This is a genomic window from Gracilimonas sp., from assembly GCF_031581265.1.
In the GTDB taxonomy this organism is placed as follows: Bacteria; Bacteroidota; Rhodothermia; order Balneolales; family Balneolaceae; genus Gracilimonas.
In genome coordinates, this window is sequence record NZ_JAVLBQ010000001.1 from 112,566 (window position 1) to 126,202 (window position 13,637).

Sequence of the window (13,637 nt, forward strand, 5' to 3'; positions counted from 1 at the left end):
CAATTTCTTATTGGTCTACCGTGAATTCGTAGTCTTTAAGGAAGTCATACTTTTGGCTTCGTTCGGCAACCTGGTCAATTTTATCCTGTGGCCATTCGATTTTACTACGACTTTTTGAAGGAGAATCAAATACTTTTTCAGCTGCGGCATTCAGATAATTTTCATAAGGCTCAACTTCTAAAAACTCGACCAATGTCTTTAGAGTCCCTTTGGAGTCTTCAATAAACTGCTCATGTGTCATTTCACACCATTCATTGTCAGCAACCTGGGTCTTTAATATCGCATTCGCTTCCACCCGCTTAAAATAGCTGTCAATGGCTTCTTGTAGCGAATGCCTTCCGCCTTCCCACTTGCGTTTGTGTGTAGCAATATTATCCAACGGGTGACGAACTATATGAATCAGCTTAATCGGCATCTGTACTTCTTCCCGCAGTTTCTCGATGATATCAGGTTTAGCCTGAAGGTGCCTGGATGAACCGCCACCTTTTTTATCACCTATCACTCTTAGATTGCGGTATCTTCCCTGCCATAGACCCTCAATTGCATAATCGTAGCCGGTCCATTCTCTTCCTTTTCCAGTAAATACTTTATCCTTGTGCAGAATCAAACTAAAGATTTGTTCCTTGCTGAAACCGGCTCTCAGATATCTTAGAGCATCTAATTCGTGAGAAATTACTACATCAGGATGTGCATCCAACAAAGAACCAACCAACGTATGTCCACTTCGCGGGTAGCCAATAAACATGCAGTAGCGCTCGATCTGCTCATAATCCCACTTAAAATGTGTATTTAAGATTTTGCTTTTTACATAATGCCAAGGCATTCCAACATCCGCTTTGATATCGCGACGTTCGAACCCAAGTGCATCTGAAACTGCTGTTATCTGATCACCAATTTTTTGTAAAACTGACATACTTTTAATGTGCTTTTTAATTTTTTGGAACTAAATCTGTGTAGCCTTCATCTCTGGCATTTGTGACATCTGCCCAAAATGACCGGCTCAAATCTACGGATTGATAGTATAATTTATGGGCAAAAGAGAGTTGCTGTTCTGTTTTCTTATAACCCATGAGTGTAAGTGAAGATCCGGCTTTATTATCAATTAATGCTTTTTGCCAAGATGTCAATTGGAGCTTCCACTCCTCATTTTTATCTGTCTGAATAGGCTTAAGAGTGCCTTTTTTCCAAGATTCTTCTCCTTCCGCAAAACCTGTTTCCTCGCGTTGATAGTAGTTTAACATCTCCCCCTCAAAGTTTACTCCCAGAAATTCACATGTTTTCTTTAAGGTTTCTTCTACAGCATTAATAAAATCATTATAGCGCAACATCATATACTGACCTGAAGATAACTCTTTTGCCAACCATTGATGCATTTCAACATATTTTTTCCAACGCTTTGTAGTCACGATTACAGAAGGAGATCCAAATTGTGCCTTAATTTCGGAATTTGCAGCAGCCCTTGGATCTCTAAATAAAGTGATAAATTTTGCATCCGGATAAGCCTCTAAAATCTTTGGAATATGCAGGATATGTCTTGGGGTCTTCTCCCCTATTATTGGTTTAACTCGTTTTTTCCTGTATGCAGTAAGATGAAGACTATATAATGTAAGAGGATCAAAAGCTTTAAATTTATCAGAAAGGGCTCCTATTTCATCATAATCCAACTCCAAATCCCGAATACGGGTTTTATTGGAATACCAATGATTCAACAATTTTGTGGAATATATTCTTTTATTGTCGGCCTCACTAAAACCGGCTTTCAAACGATCATAGTAATGGAAAAAATGAGTTTCAGGTGGGATAACCAACTCGCTGTGCATATTCAACATGCTTTGTAATAACGTAGAACCGGACCGACTCACTCCGGTTATAAAAAACAGGTTAGACTCAGTCTCATTGATATCTTGCTGTGTAACTGAAATAGACAAATATTTAGGATTGAGGTCTACTATTTTCTGGGTTATTCAATATCACGAGCCATACTTTGGAGGGTATTCCAAATTCGTTCGCAATTTTTTCCATCCGCTGATAGCATATGTTTATTGAGATACTCCTGTGCTTTTTGTTTACAACAATCCGGATTCTGTAAGCCCTCCTTAATTTGCTGCATCATCGTATCAAAGTCTCTGGCCAAAAAGCCCCCGTTATCTTCGGGTGAATATTTCCAGATAAACTTGATGGAATCTACTTTCTTTTTTCGAATGCCAAACATGGTTTTATTTAACCACATAAAAGACTCATCCTTACTTTTAACAGGATACACATGTACGGTAGGCCGATGTGTAGCATAAAAAAGGTTAGCAATACTACTGAAATTAGTTACCATTAAATCGGAAACTTGCAGATCAAGGAAGTTATCAGGATGATGGTCTTTAAACTTTAAAAGCACATTATCATACTTGGTTTCCAGGTTTTGCAAAAATTCAAGATAATGGTGTTCAAAACGAAAGGAGTCGTGCAAGCGAAGAATAACATTTACGCCCTCTTCCTGGAGCTCCTTCAATAGTTTATTGAATAGTTCGTCTTCATCTCCCCAATGAGAGAATACTTCCCCATAGTGCCATGTAGGTGCTATTAATACTGTTTGCCGGTTTACAACATCAAATGGATAATAGGGCTGCAATTTTTCTTTGGATACCTCCTTCTGCAAATAATCATGACTGGCTGAACCGAGATTAATACAATTTTCGGGATGAAAACCGCTGACCTTGGTGCGATGCTTATAATCAACCGGACCAAAGCTTGTCCATTTTATATCCGGATTTGGTTCCTTCATGGTTCCCCAAGTCAGTTTTATATTTCGATGGAGCCACTTAAATTCTTCCTCATCATTCGGACCTTTCCAACCGTAACCGTGCCATAAAATCAGAGCTTTGGGACTGAGTTTGCGGAGGGGAATATTATTATCCATAATAGTGATATCCGGAGAAAAACCTTTGATACCCCTAAGCAATGAGATGTTATTGGTCTCATGAAGTTCTAAATCCAAGTCCCAAAACTTATATATCCCCTCGCTCTTAAACTTCTCGACTTCGTCCAGGAGCACTTTTACTTCAGCATCTGTTTCTTCTGTCAAATACTTAGTAAAACTGAGCATATCTGCGCCAAATGTAGTGGCGTAGATCAAAATTTTCATAAACTTTCTATTTAATGAAGTACTTAATTTTTAAAGTAAGAAATCCCCAATTCACCAAAAAACAATTCAGTTAAAAAATTGAGATATAGGGTTTTGCAGCATCTTTATTCGCTGAATATGATCTTCATTTAACTTCTGGATGCTCTTTTACGCAAGCTTTCCATTAAAGTATCAAAACCACGCTGATTTATGATTCGTTGAAACTGCCGGTTGTAGGAAGAAGCCGTGGAAACATCATCAATTTCCATATCTACGATTACCCAGTTGCCATTTTTCTTTTCCATTTCATAATTGACCGGAGTTCTTACATTTTCAAGTTCGGCGAGCGTTTCTACTCTAGCTGACTCACCATCGCTTTCAATAGTATTGTAGCTTACTTTAGCGCGATAAATATCAAGTTTATTAAGGGACTGATCACTTACAATGGTAGAAAAGAGTTCCACAAATTCGGTTCTTTGTTCTGTTGAAATGGTATCAAAGGTTTCAGCCAGTGCTTCCCTTGCCATGGCTTCAAAATCAATGACCCCATTAATAATTTCTTTCAGCTCAGCTCTTTGCTCATCGGTGTATTCTGTTCCTTCAGGCCCCACCAGTTCTTTAATTTGTTGATCACGTTCTTGCATCATTGCTCGAATTTCTTCTTCAGCATTTTGTGCAAAAGAAATGCCGGTTGCAAAAACTGTGAAGAAAAGTAATATGGTTTTAAATCTGAGTATTTTCATAGCCGTTAATTTGTAATAAAAGTGGTTAGTGGAATACCTGCTGTTTTATTGAGCTTTGCCAACGAGGTGTTAAATTCAAAAATGCGTTGCTTTAATTGAAGCTTTAACTCCAGTTCTTTTTTCATTGCATCAACTAAATCTTTTACCTCTCCCATACCAAAATCATAGTCAAGTTGTTCCTGTCTTAGCCATCTTTTTGAAGTTACCAAAGCACTATCAGTTTGCTTTACTTTAACATCTGCCAGTGAAGCTTTTCGGTAACTGTCATTTACTTCTAACATAATTCCGTCTTTGGCCGCATCCTTAGCATAGGTTACTTTTCTTAGTTCTATTCTGCTTCTCTCTAATGATGAACGAATGGAGAAAAAGTTTAAATCCTGACGTATCGTTAACCCAAATCCACCACCCAATTTATTTGTGTTGTTTATAATAAAAGGATTGGACTGACGTGGACGATTGGGTGTATTCGCAAAATTAAAATACCCCCCTAAATAAAGACCTGGAAGATTTTGGCTTTTCAGAGAAGACATATAGGTTTCAGTGGCTTCTTTTCCGATATCAAGAGCTTTTAGCTCAGGACGATTATTGAATGCTGCACTCTGGTAGAAGTCAATGGGTTCTATTTCTGATGCAATAGGATCGAGAAACCGAATTTCAGGTTCATAGATAATATCTTCTTCGTTCCGTAGTACATAATTCCAGGTTTCTCGAACAAAATTCAGATTTTCAAAAACTTCCGCCTTTTGAATTTCAAATTCTGATTTGTAGATCTCGAACTTGAAAATTTCAGATTCATCAAGGCTGGTGTCTCCCTCTTCCCGCATTTTTTCAATCTTTTTGTCTACTTCAATAATCTTCTCTTGAGCTTCATTCAGAAGTTGCTCAACTTCTAATGCCAATACATAGCTGTAATAAAGTTCAAAGAGACGTATCTCAAAATCAGATTGTTTAGCATCAAATTCATATTGAGCAGCTTCTACTCCTAACTTCGCAGCCTCAATTGCTTTACTAATAGCACCCCAAGTAAAAACAGGTTGCGCAGCAGTTATAGAAAACCGAGTAAATACCGCCCAATCTTCCCAGTCATTCTCAAGGTTTGGATCCAAATAATATTCATTTTCAGATAAGTTTGGATTATTACTCTTCACTCCAGGTACTAAACCATGCTGACTTTCAAAGCGAAGATTAGGTAGTATACGCTGTGCTTTAGCAAGTTCAATTCTGTTTTCAGCCAATTCAACATTTTGTTGATTGTAATCCATCTGCCCGGAATTGTCTTTAGCCACCTCCATAAACGTATTAACATCAATTTTAAGTGTATCCTGAGCAAAGGCACTTATATTTACAGAGAAAATTAGGGCGAGAAAAATATATAGTGATCGTGCTGTCATATATTATATTTAATTTGAGACATAAACGTACGCACGCTGATAATATTTAAAAACTGTTGTTTAAAACAAAAATAGCCCCAAAATGGGGCTATTTTATTAATGCGGAGAGCGAGGGATTCGAACCCCCGGAGACCGTGAGGCCTCAATGGTTTTCAAGACCACCGCATTCGACCACTCTGCCAGCTCTCCTAATTTTCACTCAGTGCTTGCGCACCTGAAACAATTTCAGAAATCTCAGTAGTAATAGCACTTTGGCGAGCTTGATTATACTTCAACCTAAGCTCTTTTTCTAAATCTTTAGCATTTTCAGTAGCACTGTCCATCGCTGTCATTCGTGCTCCCTGTTCAGAAGCATTTGATTCCAGAACCGCTCGCCATAATTGCATATTAAGGTATAACGGTAATAGTCGTTCTAATATAGCCTGAGAATTTGGCTCGTAAAGGTAATCAATAGCTTGTTCAGATGCATTATCTGAATCGTCATTTTTTAAATTTGCAGTATCAATCGGCAATACTTTTTGAACCTTCCGGGTTTGAGCTATCACAGATTTAAATTCGTTAAATGCTATATACACTTCGTCAAACTGTCCACCTATAAATTGTGACGTTGCCTTCTCCATGATAGATGATGTCGAATCATATAGTATATCATCAAAAAAACCGGGGAATCCTTCAATTACGTCATACTTTCTCTTTTTAAAGTAAGCATTCGCTTTTTTTCCGATTGCAACAATTGACAGAGCTTCATTTTCCAAATATTGCTGGAAATTTTCATTCAACTGCTTTTCAACTTCTTTAAATAAGTTGTTGTTGAAACCTCCACATAATCCTCGATCGGAACCTATAACGATAAACAATACATTCTTAACAGTCTCCGGCTTTCTCATCACCGGGTTAGATGAACTACTATATTCTGCCAGTCGCCCTGCTACCTCTGCAATTTTAGAGGCATAAGGCCTGGTTTCATTCATCCTATCCTGGGCTTTTCTGAGCTTGGCAGCAGCTACCATTTTCATAGCTTTGGTAATCTGCTGTGTATTATTTACAGATGATATCCGATTTCGTATATCTCGAAGGTTCGCCATCGATGCTTAATTAGTTGGTTGCGTTGATTTGATCGATTACTGATTTAGCAATTTCGATAATTTGCTCACCGAAGGTGTCATTTAATACTCCACTATCTGAAAGTGCATTCATTTCCTCTTCATGCTTAATACCAACGGTTTCGAGGAATTGCTCCTCAAATTCTTGAATTTGAGTTACTTCCAGCTTATTGAGAAGTCCTTCATCATTAACTTTCAGAAGTGCTATCTGCTGCTCAACGGGAAGTGGCTGATACTCACCCTGCTTAAGCAGTTCAACGGTACGTTCACCGGTTCTAAGCTGAGCTTGAGTTGAAGCATCAAGGTCTGAACCAAATTTTGCAAAGGCTTCAAGCTCTCGGTACTGAGCTAAGTCAAGTTTCAGTGTACCTGAAAGCTTCTTCATTGATTTAACCTGTGCAGATCCACCTACACGAGATACTGAAGTACCAACATCAATAGCAGGACGAATACCTTGGTTAAATAAATCGGTATCAAGGAATATCTGTCCGTCAGTAATTGAAATTACGTTGGTAGGAATATAAGCAGATACATCACCGGCCTGAGTTTCAATCACAGGTAATGCTGTCAATGATCCGCCACCCTTCACCTTTGACTTCAGCCCATCAGGAATGTTGTTCATTTTCTGGGCTACTTCATCATTATCAATAATCTTAGCAGCACGCTCAAGCAAACGACTGTGAAGGTAGAAAACATCACCGGGGTATGCTTCACGTCCCGGAGGTCGTTTAAGGAGCAATGAAAGCTCACGATAAGCAACAGCTTGCTTGGAAAGATCATCATAAATTACCAAGGCATGTCGACCGGTATCGCGGAAGTATTCACCGATAGCGGCACCGGCAAACGGAGCAATATAACGCAGTGGAGCACTAGTACTGGCAGGAGCAGCAACAATTGTTGTGTATTCCATAGCACCGTTATCTTCCAATACCTTTCGAATATTAGCTATAGTAGAACCTTTCTGCCCAACTGCAACATAAATACAATGAACAGGCTTGTCGGTCTTCTGTGTTTCTTTTTGATTTATAATTGTATCGATGGCAACGGCTGTTTTACCCGTTTGGCGGTCACCAATAATAAGCTCACGCTGACCACGACCAATTGGTATCAACGAGTCAATTGATTTAAGTCCGGTTTGAAGTGGTTCGGTTACAGGCTCACGATAAATTACTCCGGGAGCTTTACGCTCAAGTGGTAATCTTACAGTATCACCTGTTACAGCACCTTTTCCATCAATTGGTTTTCCAAGGGGATCAATAACGCGACCAAGTAATCCTTCTCCTACATTGATGGAAGCAATATCATTGGTTCTTTTTACTGTATGCCCTTCTTCTACCGCACTTGATGAACCGAAGAGAACGATACCTACGTTATCTTCTTCGAGGTTAAGTACCATACCGGTAACTGAATTACCTTTTTGATCTTTAGAATCGGGTAGTTCAACTAATTCTCCGGCTTGTACTTTAGAGAGTCCGTAAACACGTGCAATACCGTCTCCTACCTCAAGAACGGTACCAACATCATAGGTATCTGCTTCTTTATCGAAGCCTGATAATTGTTTACGTAAAATGGCTGAAACTTCGTCTGGTCTGACTTGACTCATTGTATATATTGATTAAAAAATGTTGTGGTTTTATTCCGAAGCTGCGCTAAGGAATTCATCCTCAAGCTGTTTCAATTTATGTTTTACAGTAGCATTAGTAACCGTATCTCCAATTTTGACGGCCATACCACCTTTGAGATCTTCCTGAACAATAGTAGATAAGTTCACTGTTTTGTTAGTAACCTCTTCTAATCTTTCTTTTACCTCTTTAAGCTGTTTTTCACTTAATTCATTGGCTACATAAACTTCAGCAGAAATAATACCTTTATAAGCATTATACTTTTCGACAAAAGCGAAAACGATTTCGTCTAATAAATTCTGCCGGTTTTTGCGTGCAATGAGGGTAATGTATCTGTGTACAAGTTCACTCACTTTATCACCAAAAATAGCTTCAAGAGCTGCAACCTTTTTATCTGGTTTTATAACCGGGCTTCTTAAGAAAACAAGTAAATCGCGTGAACTTTCAATAGTTCCCTTAATTAAAAGGATATCTTCAAGTGTTTGCTCAACTACATCTTGTTCTTTTGCAAGCTCCAAGAGTGCAGTGGCATAGCGATGTGCCGCTTTTGTTACCAGCATATGGTTAATTGCTTAGTTTTTAGAAAGGTTAGATAAGAATTTATCTACCAGCTTGTTATTCTTTTTAGTATCAAGCTCTGCATCAATTATTTTTGAAGCTGATTGGATAGCAAGTTTCGCTACCTCTTCTCTCAACTCCACCAAAGCTTGTTTCTTTTCTTGTTCAATTGAGGCTCGGGCCTGCTCAATAATTTGATCAGCCTCCTCTTTTGCTTTACCAATTCGTTCTGTACGAATTAGTTCCGCTTGCTCAACGGCCTCTTTGCGTATTTGCTGAGCTTTTACTTCAGCTTCACGCAGAGCTTTCTCATTATCTTTAGAAATCTTTTCTGCCTTGGCAATAGCTTTTTCAGCAGATTCCAACGATTCCTTGATATTTTGCTCACGCTCCTGTAGTGCCGACATTATTGGAGGTACGGCGTATTTCATCATTACAAATAGGAATGCGATCAGTGAAACTAAGATCCAGATCGCAAACCCGGTATTGAACGAAAGTAAGCCTCCTCCGCCTGCTAAAAGGAAAGTCATAGGTTATTTACCTTTTTATTGACCAATTCCGAGAGCAAGTAGAATACAAATAACGGCACCAAGAAGAGCAACACCCTCAATAAAGGCTGCAGTCAAAATCATAGCACCACGGATATCTCCGGAAGCTTCAGGTTGACGTGCAATACTTTCGGTAGCGCCTTTTCCAATCATTCCGATTCCGATTCCGGCACCAAGTGCTACGATTCCAGCTCCAATACCAGCTGCTAATAATCCCATAGTTCTGTTTGTTTAGTTTATTATTGAGTTATAGTTATACATTTTAAAGTTCTTCAGCGATGTGCTCAGTATGATACCCTTCTTCTGCATGGTGATGATCTTCAGCTGCCATTCCAATAAATACAGCTGACAGAAGGGTAAAAATGTATGCCTGTAATAAAGCTACGAAAACCTTAAGAGCATACAAGACAACCGTTAAAGCAACGGAAAACACACTTACACTTACGCCTGCTACTGATCCAAATATATCAGCAAAAATAAAGATCAATCCGAGTATAGCGATGATCATTATTTTTCCTGATAACATGTTAGCAAAAAGTCGAATTGCGAGCGCAAAAGGCTTGGTAAAAATACCGAGTATTTCAACCGGCGTTAAGATAAAACGAACCCATGTTGGAACACCTGGGAACCAAAATATATGTCCCCAATAATCTTTAGTACCACTAAATTGAGTGATCACAAAAGTAAGAAATGCTAAGGTTGCGGTAACAGTTAAGTCGGCAGTGGCAGTTGCTGCCCATGGCAGTAATCCAAATAGGTTCATGAAAGAGATGCCCATAAACATGGTAAACAAAAATGGCATGTATTTATCAGCTTTGTGATCATCAATGTTTCCACGGACAACATCATCACGTATAAATATGAATAGCACCTCAAAAATATTTTGAAAGGTTCCTTGAGGCTCCACCTTTCTACCTATACCTTTTTTATATCTCCCTGCAGCCATTACAGTAAGTATAACAGCAAGCCCCATCCCCAACCAAAAATAAATTAAATGAGACGTAATAGATAAATCCACGATAATGTGGCCTGAGTTTGCAGGAACAATTACTCCTTCTTCACTTTGGGTAAAATCATCAGATGCAGCAGCTTTTTTTGAATTTGCAAAAACAGACACACTTTTTTCACCCTCACTATTTTCCCAATAAAAAATACGGGGTAAATAGATTTTACCGGCAGGTGTTTTCAGGTAATCATGATCAGCTACCGTACCCATAACATCGAGTATCTGTCCGTCATCTTCCTGAGATGCGTTAGCTGCAAATGTGTTTGATGTGCTAATCGATAAAAATAAAAGAGTTAGAAAAACTCGACGCAGGGTTTGGACCATTTTAACTGCTACTCTTTTTGAAGAATTTTGTTAATAAAAATCATTTCCGTTACAGATTGGCAAAGATAGGAAATTATAAAACTAACTGTAAAGTAGATTTCATTAATTTTTGTCACTCCAACTAAAATTCCGAAAAGAATTAGCACCAGTAAAAAACGGACCACTGTTGAAAAGAAAAAAACCTTGATAAACAGCTTATTTTCAACATTTCTAAACGCATCAAATATCCAGGCGCTGCTGCTTACAAATATGGAACTTAACATTACACCTGATACAACAGCGACTCCTTCACGTTCCCCTATCACAAAAAAAAGAGTGGAGGTGAGCATAAGAATGAGAGAAAAAATTAACGTCCCTTTAAGTACTGTTCCTTTCATGTGTTATCAGCTCCCTCTTTAGAATCGAAATTTGTTGAAATTCGCAGCATAGTAAATCCAAAAATGATCATTGCCAGCAACACTCCAATCAATATTAGAACAGGTGAAGTTCCAAAAAACTCATCAAGATAGTAACCTGCCAAAATGGGGATTACGAGCGAGGCTGCAATTTCTGCACCAAGACCAAGATATTCTGAATATTTTTTAGGGAGAAAATTTTTTGACAAGAGCCTATTATGAATTCTTTACTTTGGAATTTTTGCGAAATCAGCATCTTCGTTGCCTTGTAGTGAATCACTCCCGCTTCCCATTCGGCAAGATCCATTTATTTGAGCCCCTTCTTCAACAATTAAGGTTTTTACGTAAATATCACCATCAATAATTGCGTTTTCTCTTAAGGTCAGCTTATCAGATACTTTTACCTGTCCCTCAACTTTACCGGCAATATCTGCTTCCTGTGTGGTTACATTCCCTTTAATATTGCCACTAACTGTTATAATCAATTTTCCTTTTGATGTAGCCTCACCTTCAATTATACCTGCTACTCTTATGTCGGCTTTGGCACTAATATCTCCTTTTAGAGTTGTACCTTCACTTATAATATTTACCGATGGAGACTGTTTCGAATGCTTAGACATTTTACGTTCTTTCGTTTTTGAATTTAACATACTTAATAGCTCTATTTGATTAAATAAAATTCCGGATTTTGAGGGGTACCATCTTTCCATATTTCAAAATGGAGGTGAAGACCTGTACTTAAAACACCAATATTTCCTGCTTCTCCTAAGATATCACCCTTCAAGACTAAATCACCATCTCTTTTATTAATCTTGGAGAGGTGCTTATAAATAGCAAGGATACCACCACTGTGCTGAACAGAAATAGTGTATCCATTGTTCATGGTCCAATTACTGTTTACAATGACGCCGTCGGCGATATTAATAACTAATTCATTGGTTTGAGTAGCAATATCTAATCCAAAATGTTCCTGTTCAGGTTCATATCTCCTGGTCAGGGTTCCCTGAACCGGAAACTTAGCAGGAAATTCGGGAGCTGAATTAACAATATTCGAAAAAAGAATCTCATTTTGACTTAAACGCTCAAAAGTTGCAGTCTGATCGAAATTTACAAAATCCGGGTTGGAAAGCCCCTCACCTCCACTAAATAGCTGATCAAACCTTTGGTCCGGAGTGAGGGTAGTATCCACATTCAAACGTATAATTTCCTTCATTTCTTGAAGCTGACGGTCTCTCTTTAGCAGAGAATCTTCCAACGCTATTGCTTTGTTGGTAATTTCAAGTACTTGAGATCTTATATCCGAATCCGATCCACCATTTATTAAGTTACCTAATGGAGTGATCATAAATATACCGGCAGTGACAAGAATCACCATTATTCCCAAAAATGTAATGCCCACAAAAAGACTATTAGGACGAAGCTTGTAGGAATTATCCTTGTCAGGTTTGGAATCATCCAACAACATTACAGTCAGCCTTTTATGGCGTTGTTCAAATAATTTTTTGAGTAGTTCAATCATTGTATTTCAAGTTACTACAACAAAAACTAATTATTGAGTTGAAATTTCATTGAAGATTTTGGTCAACTCTTGCGTTAAATACTTTCTGTTAAATAATTCTACAAATTCAGCTGAATAATCTGGGATGTTATCGTCCTCAAAGTCTTTTATCAAATGACCTAACTGTGAAGATACTTCATCAACATCATAGGGTTTTGCTAAATAAGCTCTGCCATAATTTAACAATAATTCCTTAGCACTGCCCTCGGGCACGAGTCCAAGGATGGGTTTTTTAGTCGCAAAATATTCACTTGTTTTACCTAATGATATGATTTCAGGATTTTTCTTTTGCCCAATATTAAGCCATAAAATATTCGCTTTAAGCAAGTTTTTTGTGGCAGTTTTATGATCTACATATCCGTAGTCAACAATTAGAGAAGTGAGATTGAGTTTATTTATTGTTTTCCAGTGTGTAGCATTTAAGCCTCCCTGAAATTGTAATTCTATTCTACCTCTGAGATGTGGCTTTTTTTGAAATAGCTTTGCCATAGCTTGTAAAAAAACTTTTGGGGTACTGTCAGGATAGAATACACCACTATAAAGGAAACTAATTTTATTGGGAGATGAAGGGGCTATTGCATTTGCATCTTCAAAATCCTGTGGATCATATCCATGGCCAATCACTTTTGGTTTTTTCAAAACCCGTGAATTGATACTGTCAGCTATATGCTCATTCACGGTCAACAACTCATCTGCTTTTGATAGAGTTTCAATTTCCAGCGCTTCCATTTTTTTACGGTGCCAGCGGGTAGGATATCTCAAAAGGTGACTCCCAACCCAATCATCCCTCAAATCCATGACAACAGGAATTCCTGTTTTATCCTTAATTCGTTTAGCCAGCATTAAATTACTGTATGGAGGGGCAGTTGAAAAAATAAGATCAATCTTTTTAGAATCAATTATCTCCAGGGCTTTTTTGAACCCGGGCCCTATCCACTTTTTTTTATTATCTGGCAGGTATATGAAATTTGAAATCCACCGAAGCACTTGTCCTAATGGCTCAGGGATGTTTACATCTTTCTTTCTTTGGCTAATTTTGTGAAAAGGGGTATCTGCTTCAACCCGAAAAACATCAATATTTAAATTCTGCAGCTCCTCATTTAACGATTCGTCAAAGGTGTGATATGCCCCAGGCTCAGGACACAACACAATGGGGTTCCACCCAAATTCACGCAAATACTTTACGAATTTAAGAGGACGTTGGACCCCACTCCCTCCCATGGGAGGGAAATAATAGACAATGAAAAGAACGTTCTTCATATTTCGGGTTGAGG

Annotated in this window: 16 protein-coding genes and 1 tRNA gene; all 17 read right to left on the bottom strand. The window is 38.2% G+C overall.

All coding sequences use genetic code 11. The features are described 5' to 3' along the window. Positions 1–7: 7 nt before the first annotated feature. Positions 8–913: a sulfotransferase family protein gene (locus tag RI561_RS00410; protein ID WP_395078231.1), complete on the bottom strand. Its 906-nt coding sequence runs from the start codon at positions 911–913 to the stop codon at positions 8–10. A gap of 16 nt (positions 914–929) precedes the next feature. After that, positions 930–1,928 carry a sulfotransferase family protein gene (locus RI561_RS00415; protein ID WP_395078232.1) on the bottom strand — a complete coding sequence of 333 codons (999 nt, stop codon included), beginning with the start codon at positions 1,926–1,928 and terminating at the stop codon, positions 930–932. A 32-nt stretch (positions 1,929–1,960) separates the two neighbouring features. Next, positions 1,961–3,136: a CDP-glycerol glycerophosphotransferase family protein gene (locus RI561_RS00420; protein ID WP_395078233.1), complete on the bottom strand. Its 1,176-nt coding sequence runs from the start codon at positions 3,134–3,136 to the stop codon at positions 1,961–1,963. Between the two features lie 128 nt (positions 3,137–3,264). Continuing rightward, the gene (locus RI561_RS00425; protein ID WP_395078234.1) at positions 3,265–3,858 is read right to left on the bottom strand and encodes a phospholipid-binding protein MlaC; all 594 of its coding nucleotides are present in this window, start codon (positions 3,856–3,858) and stop codon (positions 3,265–3,267) included. Between the two features lie 5 nt (positions 3,859–3,863). Beyond that, on the bottom strand, positions 3,864–5,249 hold the full coding sequence (locus tag RI561_RS00430) for a TolC family protein (protein ID WP_395078235.1): 1,386 nt from the start codon (positions 5,247–5,249) through the stop codon (positions 3,864–3,866). Between the two features lie 102 nt (positions 5,250–5,351). Beyond that, a tRNA-Ser gene (locus tag RI561_RS00435) sits at positions 5,352–5,438 on the bottom strand. Beyond that, positions 5,438–6,334: an ATP synthase F1 subunit gamma gene (gene atpG, locus RI561_RS00440; protein ID WP_395078236.1), complete on the bottom strand. Its 897-nt coding sequence runs from the start codon at positions 6,332–6,334 to the stop codon at positions 5,438–5,440. The genes RI561_RS00435 and atpG overlap by 1 nt, the downstream gene beginning before the upstream one ends. 10 nt (positions 6,335–6,344) lie before the next feature. Next, entirely contained in the window at positions 6,345–7,955 is a 1,611-nt protein-coding gene (gene atpA, locus RI561_RS00445; RefSeq protein ID WP_395078237.1) for a F0F1 ATP synthase subunit alpha, read from the bottom strand. A 30-nt stretch (positions 7,956–7,985) separates the two neighbouring features. After that, positions 7,986–8,534: an ATP synthase F1 subunit delta gene (gene atpH / locus RI561_RS00450; RefSeq protein ID WP_395078238.1), complete on the bottom strand. Its 549-nt coding sequence runs from the start codon at positions 8,532–8,534 to the stop codon at positions 7,986–7,988. 12 nt (positions 8,535–8,546) lie between these two features. Next, complete coding sequence (atpF, locus tag RI561_RS00455; protein WP_395078239.1) at positions 8,547–9,062, bottom strand: F0F1 ATP synthase subunit B; 516 nt, start codon at positions 9,060–9,062, stop codon at positions 8,547–8,549. Between the two features lie 15 nt (positions 9,063–9,077). After that, entirely contained in the window at positions 9,078–9,299 is a 222-nt protein-coding gene (gene atpE, locus RI561_RS00460; protein WP_082894083.1) for an ATP synthase F0 subunit C, read from the bottom strand. A gap of 43 nt (positions 9,300–9,342) precedes the next feature. Further along, positions 9,343–10,410 (bottom strand): F0F1 ATP synthase subunit A, encoded by a 1,068-nt coding sequence (atpB, locus tag RI561_RS00465; protein ID WP_395078240.1) that lies wholly within the window; start codon positions 10,408–10,410, stop codon positions 9,343–9,345. 8 nt (positions 10,411–10,418) lie between these two features. Then, the gene (locus RI561_RS00470) at positions 10,419–10,787 is read right to left on the bottom strand and encodes a hypothetical protein (RefSeq protein WP_395078241.1); all 369 of its coding nucleotides are present in this window, start codon (positions 10,785–10,787) and stop codon (positions 10,419–10,421) included. Continuing rightward, positions 10,784–11,014, bottom strand: coding sequence for an AtpZ/AtpI family protein (locus tag RI561_RS00475; protein ID WP_395078242.1), 231 nt, complete (start codon positions 11,012–11,014; stop codon positions 10,784–10,786). Before RI561_RS00475 ends, RI561_RS00470 begins: the two co-directional genes overlap by 4 nt. An 18-nt stretch (positions 11,015–11,032) precedes the next feature. Continuing rightward, complete coding sequence (locus RI561_RS00480; protein ID WP_395078243.1) at positions 11,033–11,425, bottom strand: polymer-forming cytoskeletal protein; 393 nt, start codon at positions 11,423–11,425, stop codon at positions 11,033–11,035. A gap of 41 nt (positions 11,426–11,466) precedes the next feature. Next, complete coding sequence (locus tag RI561_RS00485; RefSeq protein WP_395078244.1) at positions 11,467–12,324, bottom strand: M23 family metallopeptidase; 858 nt, start codon at positions 12,322–12,324, stop codon at positions 11,467–11,469. 30 nt (positions 12,325–12,354) lie between these two features. Then, complete coding sequence (locus tag RI561_RS00490) at positions 12,355–13,623, bottom strand: glycosyltransferase (protein ID WP_395078245.1); 1,269 nt, start codon at positions 13,621–13,623, stop codon at positions 12,355–12,357. Positions 13,624–13,637: the final 14 nt, after the last annotated feature.